Source organism: Acinetobacter sp. NIPH 298, from assembly GCF_000369505.1.
Classification (GTDB): domain Bacteria; phylum Pseudomonadota; class Gammaproteobacteria; order Pseudomonadales; family Moraxellaceae; genus Acinetobacter.
Map to the genome: position 1 here is coordinate 360,860 of NZ_KB850053.1, position 18,089 is coordinate 378,948.

Genomic DNA, 18,089 nt, shown 5'->3' on the forward strand with positions numbered 1-18,089 from the left:
TATTTCTGTGTTTTACTTTATAAGAGTTATGCTTAAATGGCTAGCTCTTTCCCCAACAGCTGCGTTAAATCATGTCGCGCGGCAGCATCTAAGCACTGTTTATCGACTTTAATATAAGCAACTTGCTGATCAGGCATCACCACAACTTCTTCAATACCACGAATTGCCAATAGTTTAGAAGTCCACTCATCCATTTGTTTAATTTCAGGTAATGTAAACACCACTGAAGACAAATAACGCGGCTGGGCGAGACGAAAACTAATCAACAGCCACAGTATAGCAATGACTGTCAGCACACTCCAACCCAGTGCAGTATTCTGTAACATGATCAATTGACCACCCAAAATACCACCACAAAATGCACCTAAAAATTGGGCACTGGCATTCACCCCCATCGCAGTCGCTTTGGATTGCAGCGGTGCCGATTTAGACAACCACGATGGCAATAGCGCTTCCATCACATTAAACGCAATAAAGAAAATACCCAAACCTGCCAATAACAGATATTTTGATTCATAACCAAAAATCAAAATAAAGAGTCCGAGAATAATCCCTGCGATTGCAGACAAGAAAATGCCGCGCATTTTGCGATATTTTTCAGCAATGATAATGCTTGGAAAAGCAAAAAACAGACTAATCAGCAAGAGCGGCAAATACACCCAACCATGCTGTGCCAATGGTATTTGTGCATATTCGATTAATTGTGACGGTACATATAAAAACATCGCGGTTAAAAGTAAATGTAAAGAAAAAACAGAAACATGCAGGCGATTCAAATCGGCCATTTGAATAACTTGTCTGAGCTGTGGCAAATAGCCTTGTTGAAAATTTCGATGATGACGAGTGACTTTGGGAACCAACGACAACATCACGATCGCAATCAGGCCCATCAGTGTGGTAACCCAAAACAGCCCTGAGATTCCCACGAGATGAGTCAACCAAGGACCTAGGCTAAAGGCGACCACAAATGACAGACCGATACTCATGCCCATAATCGCCATGGCTTTAGTGCGTTGCTCTTCACGCGTCACATCTGCCAGCAAAGCCATGACCACCGCAGAAACCGCGCCAGCACCTGCAATCGCACGTCCAATAATCACCCCATAAATAGTTTCTGACATGGCCGCAATCGCACCGCCGAGTGCAAACAACAATAAGCCAAGGATGACCAAAGGCTTACGATTAAACCGATCAGCCAGCAAACTAAATGGAATTTGTAATAGTGCTTGGGTCAGTCCATATACGCCGACTGCCAAACCGATCAATGCAGGTGTTGCATACTGATATGATTGTCCTGCAACCGCAAATACAGGAATAATCATAAACAAGCCCAACATGCGTAAGGCAAAGATGCTACTTAAGGCAAAGGTTGAACGGCGTTCTAAAGCATTCATCATTTCAAGATACTAAAACTGGCTCAGCGGATTATAAGCCATCCGCTCACAAAGCGTTAAATAAAAACACAACCAAAAAATTAAAAAGGGACGTTCCCGCCCCTTCATATCATGCTAATTCAGTAAACTGAATTCAAGCTTAAGACAATTGTTGCTGTCGCTTGTTATATTGAATAGAAGCGATCACCGCCCAAACAATAAATGCCACACCAATCAAACCTGTCACCACTTCTGGTACATGCACACCCGTACCACTGGTAATCATGATAAAGGCCAAAGCACCAATCGCATAATGCGCGCCATGTTCTAGGAAAATATAAGCCTCTAAAGTACCCTTCTCGACCAAATAAATCGTCATCGAACGCACGAAGATCGCACCAATCGCTAGACCGAGCATGATGATTACCACATCACTGGTAATCGCAAACGCACCAATGACGCCATCGAAACTGAAAGATGCATCGAGCACTTCTAAATACAAGAAACCACCAATCCCTGCTTTTACCATACCTTTCGAGGCACCATCAGCACCGTGGGTTACTGCATTTCCATTGTCATCCACTTCAGGTTCACCACCCAGTAAATGACTTAAGACTTTCACGCCAATGTAAACCACAATGCCCCAAATACCCGCCATGGTCACAACCAAACGCTTCGCTTCATCGACATGCGCAGCCATAATCAACATCGCCACTAAAGCGATAAAGACCGACATTGCAGGTACGCTAGCCAGATGGGCTAACTTGGATTCAATCCAACGGAACCAATGGGTTTCTTTTTCATCATCAAAGAAAAAGTTTAAAAACACCATTAACAGGAATGTGCCACCAAAGGCAGCAATCTCAGGATGATGCTCCATGAGGCGAGCAGAGTATGCCATTGGATCATTCAGTGCCAATTTCACCACTTCCATCATGCCCATATCTGCGGTTACAGCCACGATCAAGATTGGGAAGATCAAGCGCATGCCAAATACAGCAACTAAAATACCGACGGTTAAGAACAGCATCTTCCAGAAGTGATTCCAGTTACGTAACACCGAGGCATTCACCACGGCATTATCAAACGAGAGCGAAACTTCCATAATTGCTAAAATAACAGTAATGGTTAAGGCTTTGAGCATGGTTGACACACCCGCCTCAGGGCCATGCGTATAGCCCCAATAAGCGGACAGTGCCAAGCACACAATCGTAAAGAATATTGAAAAACGGAAATGCTTCATGAGCAGCCTTTTATTCGAAATTGTTGGGTCATAAAAATGTGTCTATTGTAGGCGAGTTTTTGCCGAAAGATAGTGCAGATTGTTGGAGTTATTTTGAGATCAAAAGCGATTAAAACGGAGTTCTGTTATAGTTTGAACAAGATGCATTTTTATCATTTTCTAACAGGTTCAATTGATGACTTTTTCCCAGACACTTTGGCAACGCAACCATGATTTATATCAACAAATTTTAGCCTTGCCCTTTAACCAAGAACTTGCTGCGGGAACCTTGGATCGTACGGTTTTTTGTCATTATGTGATTCAAGATGCACATTATTTATTGGCTTATGGTCGTGCGCTTGCGGTTGCTGCCGCAAAAGCCTTTGATGCAGATGATGTGATTCAATTTTCTGAGGCTGCCAAAATTGCGATCATTGTCGAACGCAGTTTGCATAATGATTTTATGCAGGAATTTGACGTCACTAAAACCGAATTTGAAAACACGCCGTTGACACTCGCTTGCCATCATTACACCTCTTTCCTGACAGCGACCGCTTGGTCAGAAAGCTATCCCGTGATTTTGGCAGCACTACTGCCTTGTTTCTGGATTTACGCGGAAGTGGGGAAAGACATCGTGAGCCAATCGGTTGCGAATAATCCGTACCAAGCATGGATAGATACTTATGCAGGTGAAGAATTTAATACAGCGGTACGCAATGTGATAGCAACCGTGGATAAAGTAGCGGCGCGCTGTGATGAAGATACTTTAGCAAAAATGCACGCAGCTTATACCATGGGTGCAAAACTGGAATGGTTGTTTTGGGACAGTGCCTATCAAAAACGTCAATGGTTCGGTTTAGACAACATTTAACCGATTAAAATCATTTATATCGTCGTAAAAAAGCCCCAATTAAGGGGCTTAGTCGTATATCGTATCGTCCGATATACTGTATGAGGCTCATCTCAAACTGATTGCATTAAAACACAAACGAGATCGAGTGAATACCTTTATCCATTAAAAAAAGTTAACCGCAATTAAAGCAATCAATGCCGGCACAGCTTGAATATAAATAATCTTTTTACTGGCGGTCAGCCCACCATAAATACCAGCCACCAACACACAGCCTAAAAAGAAATTCGCTAAAGGCAATGCGTAGCTTTCAGGTGCACACAACGACCACAATAAACCTGCGGCAAGAAAACCATTATAAAGACCCTGATTTTGTGCCAAGACCTTGGTCAGTTGTGCTTTTTCCAAGCTATTACCAAATGCTTTTAAACCCGCGGGTTTATCCCACAAAAACATTTCAAGCACTAAAATATAAACATGCAATAAAGCAATCAATCCTACAAGCAGTTGTCCGATCATACTTTTTTCCTTTTTATTGTGTCTGAACTTAAACAGACCAACCGCGCGGCTGATCTGCTATCTTTCCAATTATGGTTTTAATAATACTTTACCCTGACGAGCGCCCTGAGTCGCCTTCAGTGCAGCAGTTTTAATGTCATCAAAACTAAAAACACCCTCAACAGGTAAAGTCAGTTTCTTTTGTGTCGCAAGCGTTAACAGCTCAACAAACAACGCTTTTTTACGTTCTGCTGGCATTTCTTTATTGACCACACTTGCCCAAAAACCTTTCACCGTCGCTTGTTTGAATATCAAATCACCCGATGAAATCTGCATGGTTTCGCCCGTCATACTGCCAAATGAAACCAATAGACTATTTTCACTTAGCAAATTCAGCATCTCACCACTAGCCGTTCCACCGATTGAATCGACCCCAGCAATCAGAGTTTGATCCGCATGAATGGCTTTGACTTGTTGCTTCCAATCCTCCTGATCAGTTGCAACCACATGTTGGATACCTAAAGCCTGCATCTCAGCAATTGCATCTGTACGACGTACTAGGTTAATGACTTGTAAACCACGTGCCTGTGCAATCATGGCAACTGTTTTACCGACTGCGCCATTGGCGGTATTTTGAATCAACCATTGTTCTGCTTGAACATTCACGAAATCTAATAACATCAAGGCACTAATCGGCATCCCGATCAATTGTGCTGCTGTTTCATCATCAATCGCATCGTTTAAAGCAATGATACTGTGTGCAGGGGCAATAAAATATTCAGCCCAACTTCCATGGACACCAGCGACTGCTACACGTTGACCGAGTTTACTTTGATCAACGCCTTCACCGACTGCATCGACAATACCTACCGCTTCGCTACCCCCAATCGCAGGTAGCGTCGGTTTATAGCCATAGCTACCACGCACGGTCCAAACATCATGATTATGCATCGGAGACATGATGGTCTTGATACGTACTTCACCCGCTTTGGGTTCAGGTTGAGGCATATCACCTAACGCTAAAACGTCTACGGGTTCGCCAAATTGATGATGGATAATACTTTGCATAATTTATTCCTGTATCGGTTGTAACAGCTGTTGTGTGGTTTCTAAGGCCAAATGTAATGGTGCTTTGTCCTGTGCCAATTTGGTCATCAATGCAGCACCTAACCATAGCTGGTACATCACTTGAGCTGTTTTAAATGGGTCAAGATGTGTCGGAATCGAACCTTGCTGTTGCCCTTCTTGCAGCAATAAAGCCAGCTGTTGCGTAAGCCGATGCACACCCAAGTTCAAAATCTGTCGCATGTCTTCTGATAGATCAGAAACCTCTGCCGCGAGTTTCACAATTAAACAATTCTCTGCCCAACTGCCATAAATAGGATCGTCAATCCACGCCTGCCACAAAGCCATCAACCGTGCATAAGCACTTGATTCGCTCTGCTGCCAAAGTTGTTCCATTCGTACTTTATAGTCAGCCATATATTGTTCTAACAAAGCACAACCAAAGGCTTCCTTTGAAGCAAAATAATGGTAGAACGAACCTTTCGGCACATCACAGGCTTTTAAAATTTCTTGTAAGCCAACGCCGACAAAACCTTTACGCAGTACCAATTCAAAACTGGTATCTAAAATGTGTTGTCGAGTTGCTTCACTCTTCATTGATCGTTTCATGTCCATACTATAAATTAATATTAGACCAGTCGTCTAGTAAAGTTGTGTATTTTTCTTCGCCTACACCTTAGCTGTAGATATCTGTGGCAATGAATGATAAAAATACAACTCGGTTAGCGTGAGACAGTGGTTATAAATGTGGTCTAACCGTCACAATTTGTCGTTTTAAATATTTTTATACCACTTGAACAATTTTAAGGCGCTATCATATAAGACCTGTTCAACAGTAAGATGCTGCTCAGAAATTATTTTAAATTTAGATGTACTGAATCTTCCAGCATTGCATTTAAATTGAATAATTGATGATGCATGACATCAATGTTCAACGTCGTTTGATTTTCTATTTGCATATTATTGAGATGTTTTAATGAGCCAAAGTCATATCCGTATTCGAGGTGCACGTACCCATAATTTAAAGAATGTGTCACTCGATATTCCACGTGACAAGTTTGTGGTGATCACAGGGCTTTCAGGTTCAGGGAAATCATCGCTCGCATTTGATACATTATATGCTGAAGGCCAACGTCGCTATGTTGAATCGCTTTCAGCCTATGCACGCCAATTCCTTTCGCAAATGGAAAAACCTGAGGTTGATTCCATTGAAGGTCTATCTCCTGCAATTGCGATTGAGCAAAAATCCACGAGCCACAATCCTCGCTCAACTGTCGGCACGATTACTGAAATCTATGACTATTTGCGTTTGCTGTACGCGCGTGTCGGCACACCGTATTGTCCTGAACATGACCTCCCGATGGTGGCACAAACCGTTTCAGAAATGGTCGATGCGGTCAAAGCGCTAGAAGAAGGCACCGCACTGATGTTGCTTGCGCCTGTGGTACGTGAACGTAAAGGTGAATACACTCAACTGTTTGAACAATTACAAGGTCAAGGTTTTGTACGTGCACGTGTCGACGGCGAAATTATTGATATTGATAGCCCACCTGAACTGGATAAAAAGAAAAAACATACCATTGAAGTGGTGGTGGATCGTTTTAAAGTCCGTGATGACTTAGGCAATCGTATCGCAGAGTCTTTTGAAACAGCGCTGCGTTTAGGTAGTGACATTGCCGTTTTATCATGGATGAATGGAGAACACCCTGAACGTGTTTTTTCAGCCAAACATTCATGCCCTAAATGTGATCGTGCTGTGGCAGAACTTGAACCGCGTTTATTCTCGTTTAACAATCCATTTGGTGCCTGCCCTGTCTGTGATGGCCTAGGCACACGCAGTCATTTCAGCGCAGATAAACTGATTCCAAATCCTGAACTCGCGATTAGCCAAGGGGCTATCCGAGGTTGGGATAGACAGCGTCCGTATTACTACACCATGTTGCAAAAAGTCGCAGATCATTTTAGCATTGGCTTAGATGAACCGTGGAATATGCTGGATAAAGACACGCAAAAGAAATTCTTACAAGGCACAGGCAAAGAGAAAATCGACCTCAGTTATATCGATGAGCGTGGTCGTAAACACAACCGTGTTCAAGCCTTTGAAGGTGTATTGCCGCATTTAGAGCGCCGTTATCGTGAAACCGAATCAAATTATGTGCGTGATGATTTGGCACAATATTTATCTAATGCAGCCTGTGATGCTTGTGATGGTTCGCGTCTCAATGAAATCTCACGTCACGTCCGTGTCAAAGATAAAACCATTGCCCAAATCACCCAAATGTCGATTGGGGATGCCGAGAATTATTATCAAGACCTCAGTCTTGAAGGTGCTAAAGGTGAAATCGCCGATAAGATCTTTAAAGAGATTCGTGAGCGTTTACATTTCTTGGTCAGCGTTGGTTTGAATTATTTGAGTTTGGCACGTTCAGCAGAAACCCTCTCGGGTGGTGAAGCACAACGTATTCGTCTCGCTTCGCAAATTGGTGCAGGCTTGATGGGCGTGATGTATGTACTGGATGAACCATCGATTGGTCTACATCAACGTGATAATGATCGCTTGTTACAAACCCTCGTTCGCTTACGTGACTTGGGCAATACCGTGCTTGTGGTTGAACATGATGAAGATGCCATTCGTGCTGCGGACCATATTATTGATATTGGGCCGGGTGCAGGAATCCATGGCGGCGTCATTATCGGTGAAGGCAGCTATGATGAAATTGCCAACAATAAAGACTCGCTTACAGGTCAGTATCTTTCAGGCAAACTGAAAATCGAGATACCTAAGCAACGCACCCTATCACCACGCCCAGACGAATTTATCAAACTCTCTGGGGCAAGTGGTCATAACTTACAAAATGTCGATCTCACCATTCCACTGGGCATCATGACCTGTGTCACTGGCGTTTCAGGTTCAGGTAAATCGACCTTAATTAACCGTACCTTATTGCCTTTGGCTGCAACTCAGCTGAATGGCGCAACCACACTGACCGCAGAAAAATTTGATTCGATTGATGGCTTACAGCATCTCGATAAAGTGGTTGATATTGACCAAAGTCCAATTGGTCGTACTCCGCGCTCGAATCCTGCCACTTATACAGGTTTATTTACGCCAATTCGTGAATTATTTGCGCAAACACCTGAAGCCAAAGCACGTGGTTATAGTGCAGGTCGTTTCTCGTTTAACGTCAAAGGTGGACGCTGTGAGGCCTGTGAGGGCGATGGCATGATCAAGGTGGCGATGCATTTCTTACCTGATATGTATGTACCGTGTGATGCCTGTCATGGCAAGCGTTATAACCGTGAAACTTTAGAAGTTGGTTATAAAGGCAAGAACATTTCTGATGTTTTGGAAATGACGGTTGAAGATGCAGCAGAATTCTTTAGTGCGATTCCTGTGATTCACCGTCGCTTAGATACTTTGATGCAAGTTGGTCTGGGTTATATCCGTTTAGGTCAAGCTGCAACCACGCTTTCAGGTGGTGAAGCACAACGGGTTAAACTGGCACGTGAATTGGCAAAACGAGATACAGGTAAAACCTTATATATCTTGGATGAGCCGACAACAGGTCTACATTTCCATGATATTGCCAAGTTACTCGACATTTTGTATGAGCTACGCAATAAGGGTAATACCATTGTGGTGATTGAGCATAATTTGGATGTGATCAAAACCGCCGATTGGGTGATTGATCTCGGTCCTGAAGGAGGTTCAGGCGGTGGTATGATCATCGCGGAAGGTACACCTGAGCAAGTGGCTGAGGTTGAAATGTCACATACAGGTAAGTTCTTAAAAACGATGTTGAAGTAATTACTAGAGGGCTCGAATGAGCCCTTTTTTAATCATCTAACCGTGAAATCAAATAATCCATGTATCTTTTATGGAAAGCTGATTCTTGTCCTTTGGCTTCATAAACTTCAGCAATCATTTTTCTAATTTTTGAATTTAGTTCCGATTTCATAGATTGCTTAATCATTTTTTCAACAACTTGACTACTATTTATACGCTGAAAACGGTCATCATGTGGTATTTGTGCAAATAACACTTGCTCCCATTCACTCTTTGTCGCATTTTCCAAAGCTTGAACGTGCTCTGAGCTATAACTTTGGGTATCAATATATTGGTGGATTACATCAATTAATTTAGGTAAACCCTTAAATTCATTTTGTTTTTTATAAATTAATATAAAATCTTTGAATACATGTTTTACATTACCAAACATATCCATTTTATCAAAAGCATTCCTATTTTCTCCTAATTTTAATTCTATCCATTCCTTTATTTTCCGTTCAAGTAACGTTACTTTTTGGGCTTCTCCCAATTGTTCTAAAATGTCCAAGGCAAAGCTTAAATTATGTAATCCCTCTAATCCTATGACTTGCTCTGAAGCAATAAATAATTTCTCTGAGAAACTCTCATCTATAGATAGTCCCCAAAAATTATCAAATAACTTATTAAAATTAGCCTTTTTCTGATTATTTTCATCTGAAATCAGATCAGACTGAGCAAGCTTTTTTAACTCAGAAAAATCGACTCTATCTCGTTGCTCAAACCACTTTTGAAATTGAATTAACCATTCATCCTCACGATTGAATGAATAAGATACCTTTTGCAAACTTTCATAAGTTTGTTTTTTCCTATCCGACCAATTCTCTCGTTTCTGTTCTATATAATATTGGCAATCATCCCATCTATATTCTAACTGTTGGAAATCATGAATTAAGTAACCTTGTAAAATTCTTATTAAGATAATCTCTTTAGTTGAATAAGCAACTTCATCAGGTAATTCACTCAAAAAATATTGGAATAATTTAATCACTTTTTGGAAAAATCTGAAATTATGAATTTCCAATTTGTCGGCAAACTCGATCATCAAATTAACAAGTTGATCATGAATGTTTTTAGCATTTTCCCGAATCAAGGGCTCAACAGAGTTGATGATAATTGTTTCATCAATTAACTTTTCTTTATAGTCCGCATACTTTTTCTTATTGTTACCCTCAGCTTTATCTTCATCTAAAATCAAAATAACCTGACAATTTTTTTCTAATTTTAAGTAGTTTGCTAAACCCATGACATCGTTAATATTCAGTTTATCGGACATCCGCTCAAAATCATCAAAGCAAATAATTGCATCACTAACTCGACTAAACATTAAATTATCAATTAGTTTAACAGGAGCACTTATTCCTAATTGCGTAACACGAGTATCTTTAAAAACCGATGGTAAGCTCTTAATCCATTTAGGAATTTCTACTGTCGAATGGAAGCTTTCAATGCTACTATAAATATGAGTCTTTAAATCACTCAAAGACTCTAATCCAAATAAAGAAACATAAGCATATTTGCGATTAAAGACATTGTCTTTTTTATAAACTCGTTCATCACTCAATTGTTTATCTAAAAAGCTTTTCCAAAAAAATGTTTTCCCAACTCCCCAAGCCCCTGTAATCGCAATTGCAGTGCCAATTTTTTCATTTTTTATATTATTTTTTAATAATTCTTCGAGTCTTTTTTCTTTTTCCAAGATATTCATAGAATAAAAATGCTTTAGTAGTCAAACCTTATAATAATTAATTATTTAAACTAATCAACCCTCCACTACATTCTTCCCTTTGGCTTTGGCTTTTAACAACGATTGATCCGCTTTTTCTAACAGCTCTAACCAACTCTCTGCACCAATAGCCACCCCGATACTGACAGAAATCTGAATTGACTTGCCAAGACTTGTAACAGCGATACTTTGCGTAGAAATCCCTAAGCGAATACTTTCCGCAATCGCCATGGCGGCATCCATTTGAATACTCTCGATCACGACTAAGAATTCATCACCACCATAACGCACGATAAGATCAGAAGCTCGTACATGATGCTTGAGTTGATTAGCAACCATTGCGATCACCTCATCGCCAACAAGATGCCCATATTGATCATTTACATACTTAAAATGATCAATATCGATCGCAAACACACATGTCTGAGATAGCGCATTCGGCTTAGCAGTCAAATCATTAATATATTCTTCCAATGCCAACCGATTTGATACACCCGTTAAAACATCAGAATTCGCAATTTGTTTTAATTGTGATTCCATCAAATCACGCTGCTTAAGCATTAGTTTTAATTTATCAATCGCTTCAAACAAGGAGTAAAACTCATGTTTTGATTTCTGACGAGAAGGTGGCCCATGCATCGTATCCGATAAACCCAAAATCATTTCACGTGCTTTAATCAAAGGGCTAAACACCTTTCTCTTGGTATAGATCATCGTAAAAAAAGCAATCAACAGTGATAAGCTTGAAATCGCTAGAGTAAAAAAATACTGTTGTTTGGCCTTTTTATTCTGTTGCGTTGCGATATGGACACTGTAATCTAAAATATACTTTTGTAGATCCATGACCGTGGTGTATTTATCAACAATTTGTTCTGTCAGTTGCGTCCCTGTTAAAAAATACGCTTGATTATTTTGACTTTCATCTAACAATCTACGGATGATAGGTAATCCTTGCTCTAAGAACTCCGTTCTTACACGTAGGTGTAATCGGATGTAATCAGAAGTTTTCATATATTGCGGTTGAATTATATCGACTAAGGACCACAGATATTTAGCCTGATGCTCTGTTTGCAAAGTCCTCGCACGGTTTATATCAGAAATTTTTTCAGAAAAAGTAATCGGTGCCATAACATTAGATGCAACTCGTCCTGCCTGATCACGCATATCCGTTAGAATCAAAATAGAAATAAAATAATTCGACATCTTACTGTCTTTACTTTTCGACTGCGCCATCAACTCATTGAGAAGCTCACGGCTGTTATCCCAGACACTGAACATGGTTAAAATGGCATGATCAAGTTGCTGCGATGTGCGTTGAGACTGTGGTATTTCCGCATATGCGTCGACGATTTTACGCGCCTGCTCTAATTTTAATTTCACATCAGTTTGGAGCTGTGCTGCGACTGATGTGAAACCCGCTTGATTTAAAGTCGATACTGTTTCATTAATCTGCTTATCAACGACCAATCTAAACTCAGCCAATTCCTGTTTATTTTTTTCTATTTCTTCTAATGTACTCGACATAACCTTATTTGCAGGTCCGCGCTCTCTAGAAATCTTATTTGCAGTTTGGACTAATGCACGTAAGCTGGTGATTTCAGTCAAAACCTGATTTGTTTTATTATATTCTTGAAAACTATTCAGAATTAAAGGAATAGAAATATATAGAATTGATAAGATAATGATCGCCATACAGACAAAAAGTCGAAGGCTGATTTGTTCTGAACGTAATTTAACACGTCTTAAGTTACGTCCCATAAACCCACCTTGTCTTTCTCAAAAAGCCATCCAGATTATTTTTTAAACAATCAATAATTTTACCTGTGTTCTCTCAACCACAGCAACTTTTCAATTTCCTCAATATCATTGATCAAATCACCTAGCAGCAAGACTATTGGATAAATAGATTCTAAAGATGAAAATTATCAATTTTACAAATTAAGATCATTCGCACATAATTTAATCAAGCCAAGCAATACCAGAATCTGTACTTTTAACCCTCTAGGATGTTTTCTCCCCCAAGTATAAACATCCTATTTCCAAGCCCAACTTTTTCGTTAAAGTTGGGCTTTTTTTAAGAAAATATTTATTGCTTCTGTAACAATTTCAATTGTTGTAATGCTTGATAAACAATCGCTTTACGCGCATCACCGTGCTCAGGCTTATTTATTTCCAGATTTAAAGAAAATGCAATCACCTGTCCATTCGGTTGTTCAATCCAGCCCGTCCACCAACCCACTTGCGGTGTTACATCCATCCCCCAACCACTTTTGGCATAAATCTTAGTTCCATGAACTTCATCAACGAAGACCATCTGTTTCACTTGTTTTTGCACAGATTGGTCAAATTCAAGCTGCTTATTTGCCAAAGCATAAGCAAATTTAACCTCTTCAATTGGGGTAATCTTAAGCGGGCCAACCAACCAAAAATCATCGACTTGCGTTCCGATCTCGGCATTGCCAAAGCCAACGCGTTTTACTTCGTTCGCCATCAACTCTAACCCGATACGCCGAGCCAATTCCTGATAAACAGGCACTGCTGATGCCTGCATCGCCTCGGCTAAAGTTAAATCTTTTTCCCAGCTCGCAAAAGCACGCTTTTTGCCATCCCATTTAAACACTTCGTTTGGTGAAGTTTTGTGATGCTGTATCCCAATCAGAGCATTTAACATCTTGAAGGTTGAGGCTGGAATATAAGCCGTATTCGATCGACTCAACGCATTGCCATATGCTTGAAGTGTTTGCCCATCATATGTAACAAATACGCCAACAGTTTGAGCATGTTGGAATAAAGAAGCGATCTCGGTTTGATCGTGTTTTTTTGACACGGCGCTTTGAGTTGGGGCGTGAAAATTTTGACAACCAAGCAAGGTCAGTCCAATCATTACAGATGCGCAAAGGCTAAGATGTTTTAGTATTTTTGGCATAAGAAAAGCAGAAGTCGAGTATAGATTTGATTACTATAAACCTTTTGTATTATTCGCTCTGTATTGTTATCTCATCTATAATAGGAAATGAACAGACAAAAAAAAGCTCAACCTTGGGGAAAGCTGAGCTAGTAAACTACAAATACACAAAGAAAATGTTCCGAGATCGTAAAATGCAAATTACCTATCTCTTGCTTCACATTATGTGAACTATACCTCACAATGTAAAACCGATTAAACAAATTACATTTAAAGACTTAATCGGTAAATCAAATTAAATCTTTAAATCATTTCTTTCTCAGTTTTAAATTGATCATGATTTCATCAAAAATTATTCGCTTTTTTTTGTATATTTCATCGCAAAATTATTAAAAAAATATGTTTAAACCACACTTTTAATGGCAAAATTATGACACAAGCCAGCACAAATTGAATGTAAAAAACGATTGAAACAATCGAATTAACCAATCAAACAAATCTCATACAGCACTTAAAAATGATCTTTCTTCCTAGCATTAAACAATTATATCTATTTGTTAATTATAACTTTTATTGAGCGTTGACAACAAACTTTGCTTTTGTTTGTTTTTTAAACAAAATGTGGTCAGTGTTTCACCCTTCGTCGGAGGCTTGGATTTATGACATTGACATCATACTTTGTTACAATACAATGACCCCAACTTAACTCAATCACTGTTAAAGCTGGAAATTATTATGAAAAAACTCGGTTTAGCCACTGCTTTATTATTAGCCATGACCGGTGCTAACGCTTATCAAGTTGAAGTTCAAGGTCAATCTGAATTTCTAGATACTAAGCAAAATGACAAAGACTTTACTGGTGCTGGACAAGTAAGTTACTTCTTCAAAAATGTAGACACTTCTAAAGGTCCTTTAGCTGAAGCTGCGTTCTTAAACCATGCATCTAACGTTTCTGTTGCTTATAGCTTTGCGAAAGAAAGCGGTGATGAAATCGTAACTACAAAGAACGAATCTCTTGGTGCTAAAGGTGAAGCTTACATCCCTACACCTTACCTACCAGTTTATACAAGTGCTGCATATAGCCACTCTAAAACTAAAATCGATGGCAAAAAAGACAATGGCGATCGTTATGCATTAGAAGTGGGTGCAATGCTTTCACCTAATTTCTTAGTTGCTGTAGGTTATACTAGCATTGCTGACCAATTCGCTTTGGATGCAAACAGCGTACTTTCACGTGGTATTGCTAAATCAGTAGCTGAAGCACAAACAATCGGTCAAGACCAAGATGCGATTACTGCACGTACTAAATACGTAGGTAACATCGACGGTACTAACATGGCTGTAGGCTTTGAAGCTGGTCTTGTATATGGTGATGACACTGCTTTCGAATTAAAAACTGATCTTTACCTAACACCTAAGTTAAGCGTTGGTGCTTCTTACTCAGAATCTAGCTTTAATAGTGCTCGTGATTCAGCTTGGGGTACAAACGTAAACTACTTCATCACTCCAGCGGTTGCTGTTGGTGCAAGCTACGTAAATGCAAATGCAGTAAATGCTGACTTAGATACGCAAACTGTTGGCGTAAACGCGAAGTTCCGTTTCTAAGATTGAATCTATGCTCTATATAGAGCAGACGATAGATCATAAAAAACCAGTTCATTTGAACTGGTTTTTTATTTTTAAAGATCAAAGAGAAATAAAGTATCGCACCTTTATCTTTATATTGAATTACATCTTTTTGTCTTCAATATTTAATGCACCAATGGCTAATACGGCTTGAGTACGGTTTTGTACCCCTAATTTACGAAAAATCGCAGTCACATGCGCTTTAATAGTGGCTTCTGAAACCTCTAACTCATAGGCGATTTGTTTGTTCAACAATCCCTCAGCAACCATCATAAGCACACGGAATTGTTGGGGGGTCAGTGATTGCAAACGTTCTGCCAAAGCGGTCTCATCGGCGGCTCTTGGATCAAAACCCGCATGTTTCGGTAAACTTGGCGGTAACCAGATTTCCCCTTCTAACACATGTTTAATTGCTTCACCAATATGGCTTGGATGTGATGACTTCGGAATATAGCCCATAGCACCATGTGCGATGGCACGCTGAATAATTGAAGCCTCTTCATGCGCTGATACCACAATGATCGGAATGGCAGGATATTGCGCCCGCACATAGACCAGAGCCGAGAAACCCGAAGCACCAGGTAGATTTAAATCGAGTAACACTAAATCTGGTTCTGCACCCTGTTCTAACCGCTTATAGAATTCGTTTACATCAGCCGTTTCTTGGATCTGCGCTTGTGGCAAACTGTAACGAACCGCTTGAATTAAAGCATGTCTAAAGAGAGGGTGATCATCTACAATTAAAATATTCATAAGCGCTATAAGCAATCTGCTGTTTTAGTACGTCACTGTACGGTGTTTATTAAAATTAACCTATCTAAGCCTATTTTTAAATAAACCATTGGTCAAGCACTCTGACATTTTTTATTTCCTTTTCCAGTAAAATAAATCAGATATTCGTATAAATCAGATCAAATCAAATTTAACATTCAAAATTTTGAATAGAAACATAGAATTAAACCGCATTAAATTTCCAATTTTGCACGATTGGGCGATATATCTTTAAATCAGATAAGCTTGCAGTATTTGCTTATTTTACTGTGGTGCAGCGATATAGATAAATAAAAGCCATTGCTAATGAACTTTTATTTAGGCTATCACTATGTCCAATCGTAATACTGTTTCTACTCCCCTCAATATCGTTGCTGTCTCTGGGGGGTTAAATAGCCCATCAAAGACAGAGAGCTTAGTCCAAGCTATTCTAGATGAGCTTGCTGAAGCCATTCATATCAAAGTACATTTTGTGAAACTCAGTGAAATTGGGCCGTTATTGGGTGGTGCAATTTATCGAAATCAATTACCCCAACGAGTACAAGATGACTTGGCTGCGGTAGAAGCAGCCGATGCATTGATTGTTGGTACACCTGTTTATCGTGCTTCGTTCACAGGATTATTCAAACACTTCTTCGATTTTGTCGAACAAACAGCGTTGGTCGATGTTCCAGTTTTATTGGCTGCATCAGGTGGCAGCGACCGTCATGCATTGGTACTAGAGCATCAATTGCGCCCATTGTTTAGCTTCTTCCAAGCGCAAACCTTACCCATCGGGGTCTATGCAACTGATCGTGATTTCACACCAGAATATACCGTCAAAAGTGAACAGTTGTCTGATCGTGTGACCTTAGCCGTTGCACGCGCTTTACCGATTCTAGAATGGGCACCAGCCAAAGGACAACGCGCTGCCGTGATCAAAGCCAAAACCGAACAGGCCAATCAAAACCTAGGGATTAACAAACAGATTGAACAAGCAGAGGTTTTACCATCTGCGGCCGTTCCAGACTTAGATGCAGCCGAATCTCGCTTGCACCCCAAGTCTACAAAGAATTTAACCCACGTCGCATAAAATCAAAAATGTCTAAAGGGTAGGAAAATGACAACAACATCAGCAATTAAGTTCGCTTATTGGGTCCCCAATGTCAGTGGTGGACTTGTGGTGAGCAATATCGAACAACGTACCGACTGGAGCTATGACTATAATATCCGTCTAGCACAAGCTGCAGAGAAAAGTGGCTTTGAATATGCACTGACCCAAATCCGTTTCACCGCAGGCTACGGTGCAGAAAATCAACATGAATCAGTCAGCTTTAGTCATGCGCTATTAGCCAAGACCGAAAAACTTAAAGTGATTGCTGCCATCTTACCTGGCCCTTGGAAGCCTGTACTTGCCGCGAAACAACTAGCGACCATTGACTATCTCACCCAAGGTCGTGTTGCGATTAATGTCGTCAGTGGATGGTTTCGTGGCGAGTTCGATGCAATAGGCGAGCCTTGGCCTGAACATGATGAACGTTATGTCCGCTCTGAGGAATTTATTCGTACACTCAAAGGCATTTGGAGCACGGACGATTACAGCTTTGAAGGCAAATATTATCAATTCAAAAACTACACCCTAAAACCAAAACCTCTACAAAAACCCTCTATTGAAGTGTTCCAAGGAGGAAGTTCACGTGCTGCACGAGATATGGCCGCACGCGTCTCAGATTGGTATTTTACCAATGGCAATAGCATCGAAGAAATCAAAAAACAGGTCGATGACGTTCGTCACAAAGCCAAGCTTGCCCATCGACAAGTGAAGATCGGAGTGAATGCATTTATCATTGCCCGCGATACAGAGCAAGAAGCACATGCTGTGCTGAATGAAATCATCGCTAAGGCAAATGTAGAGGCAGTCAATGCCTTTCGAGACGCAACCCGTGAAGCAGGTGCTGCTGCACCAGAAGCTGAAGGCAATTGGGCAAAATCAACTTTCGATGATTTAGTGCAATATAACGATGGCTTTAAAACCAATTTAATCGGCACACCGCAACAAATCGCTGAACGCATTGTGGCGTTAAAACATGTGGGCGTAGATCTTGTGCTGTCAGGTTTTCTGCATTTTATTGAAGAAGTTGAATATTTTGGAGAGAAAGTACTGCCTCTGGTGCGACAGTTGGAACAAGAACAACGAAATCAACTAACCGCTAAATCGGCTTAAACTTAAATGGTATTTTGAATAAGA

At 40.3% G+C, this 18,089-nt stretch carries 14 protein-coding genes; 5 read left to right on the top strand and 9 right to left on the bottom strand.

Translation table 11 applies throughout. The annotated features are described in order from the left end of the window. Nucleotides 1–32: 32 nt before the first annotated feature. Together F903_RS01630 and F903_RS01635 are read right to left on the bottom strand one after the other, a co-directional pair. Nucleotides 33–1,397, bottom strand: coding sequence for an MFS transporter (locus F903_RS01630; protein ID WP_005194005.1), 1,365 nt, complete (start codon nt 1,395–1,397; stop codon nt 33–35). A gap of 136 nt (nt 1,398–1,533) precedes the next feature. After that, nucleotides 1,534–2,616, bottom strand: coding sequence for a DUF475 domain-containing protein (locus F903_RS01635; RefSeq protein ID WP_005194006.1), 1,083 nt, complete (start codon nt 2,614–2,616; stop codon nt 1,534–1,536). Nucleotides 2,617–2,791: 175 nt separating this feature from the next. On the opposite strand from F903_RS01635, the gene tenA reads away from it, so the two are divergent. Beyond that, complete coding sequence (gene tenA, locus F903_RS01640) at nt 2,792–3,466, top strand: thiaminase II (protein ID WP_005194007.1); 675 nt, start codon at nt 2,792–2,794, stop codon at nt 3,464–3,466. A gap of 144 nt (nt 3,467–3,610) precedes the next feature. Here tenA and F903_RS01645 read toward each other — a convergent pair whose 3' ends face one another. From F903_RS01645 to F903_RS01655, 3 genes are all read right to left on the bottom strand, one after another. Beyond that, on the bottom strand, nt 3,611–3,964 hold the full coding sequence (locus F903_RS01645; protein WP_005194008.1) for a DUF1304 domain-containing protein: 354 nt from the start codon (nt 3,962–3,964) through the stop codon (nt 3,611–3,613). A gap of 69 nt (nt 3,965–4,033) precedes the next feature. Then, entirely contained in the window at nt 4,034–5,011 is a 978-nt protein-coding gene (locus F903_RS01650; protein ID WP_005194009.1) for a zinc-binding dehydrogenase, read from the bottom strand. Between the two features lie 3 nt (nt 5,012–5,014). After that, nucleotides 5,015–5,617 carry a TetR/AcrR family transcriptional regulator gene (locus F903_RS01655; protein ID WP_034594675.1) on the bottom strand — a complete coding sequence of 201 codons (603 nt, stop codon included), beginning with the start codon at nt 5,615–5,617 and terminating at the stop codon, nt 5,015–5,017. Nucleotides 5,618–5,984: 367 nt separating this feature from the next. On the opposite strand from F903_RS01655, the gene uvrA reads away from it, so the two are divergent. Further along, the gene (gene uvrA, locus F903_RS01660) at nt 5,985–8,816 is read left to right on the top strand and encodes an excinuclease ABC subunit UvrA (protein WP_005194014.1); all 2,832 of its coding nucleotides are present in this window, start codon (nt 5,985–5,987) and stop codon (nt 8,814–8,816) included. A 28-nt stretch (nt 8,817–8,844) separates the two neighbouring features. Here uvrA and F903_RS01665 read toward each other — a convergent pair whose 3' ends face one another. From F903_RS01665 to F903_RS01675, 3 genes are all read right to left on the bottom strand, one after another. Then, complete coding sequence (locus F903_RS01665; protein WP_005194020.1) at nt 8,845–10,542, bottom strand: P-loop NTPase family protein; 1,698 nt, start codon at nt 10,540–10,542, stop codon at nt 8,845–8,847. A gap of 54 nt (nt 10,543–10,596) precedes the next feature. Beyond that, complete coding sequence (locus tag F903_RS01670) at nt 10,597–12,318, bottom strand: GGDEF domain-containing protein (RefSeq protein WP_005194023.1); 1,722 nt, start codon at nt 12,316–12,318, stop codon at nt 10,597–10,599. A 328-nt stretch (nt 12,319–12,646) separates the two neighbouring features. Continuing rightward, nucleotides 12,647–13,486 (bottom strand): class D beta-lactamase OXA-289, encoded by an 840-nt coding sequence (locus tag F903_RS01675; RefSeq protein ID WP_081400730.1) that lies wholly within the window; start codon nt 13,484–13,486, stop codon nt 12,647–12,649. A 711-nt stretch (nt 13,487–14,197) separates the two neighbouring features. Here F903_RS01675 and omp33-36 point away from each other — a divergent pair. Next, nucleotides 14,198–15,070 (top strand): porin Omp33-36, encoded by an 873-nt coding sequence (gene omp33-36 / locus F903_RS01680; RefSeq protein ID WP_265596651.1) that lies wholly within the window; start codon nt 14,198–14,200, stop codon nt 15,068–15,070. A 123-nt stretch (nt 15,071–15,193) separates the two neighbouring features. On the opposite strand, the gene F903_RS01685 is transcribed toward omp33-36, so the two are convergent. Then, a complete protein-coding gene (locus F903_RS01685) occupies nt 15,194–15,844 on the bottom strand; it encodes a response regulator transcription factor (RefSeq protein ID WP_005194029.1) in 651 nt (216 codons plus the stop codon). A gap of 349 nt (nt 15,845–16,193) precedes the next feature. On the opposite strand from F903_RS01685, the gene msuE reads away from it, so the two are divergent. Together msuE and sfnG are read left to right on the top strand one after the other, a co-directional pair. Beyond that, complete coding sequence (gene msuE / locus F903_RS01690) at nt 16,194–16,934, top strand: FMN reductase (RefSeq protein WP_004673400.1); 741 nt, start codon at nt 16,194–16,196, stop codon at nt 16,932–16,934. Between the two features lie 27 nt (nt 16,935–16,961). After that, nucleotides 16,962–18,065, top strand: a complete 1,104-nt coding sequence (gene sfnG / locus F903_RS01695; RefSeq protein WP_005194031.1) for a dimethylsulfone monooxygenase SfnG — start codon at nt 16,962–16,964, stop codon at nt 18,063–18,065. Nucleotides 18,066–18,089 lie beyond the last annotated feature (24 nt).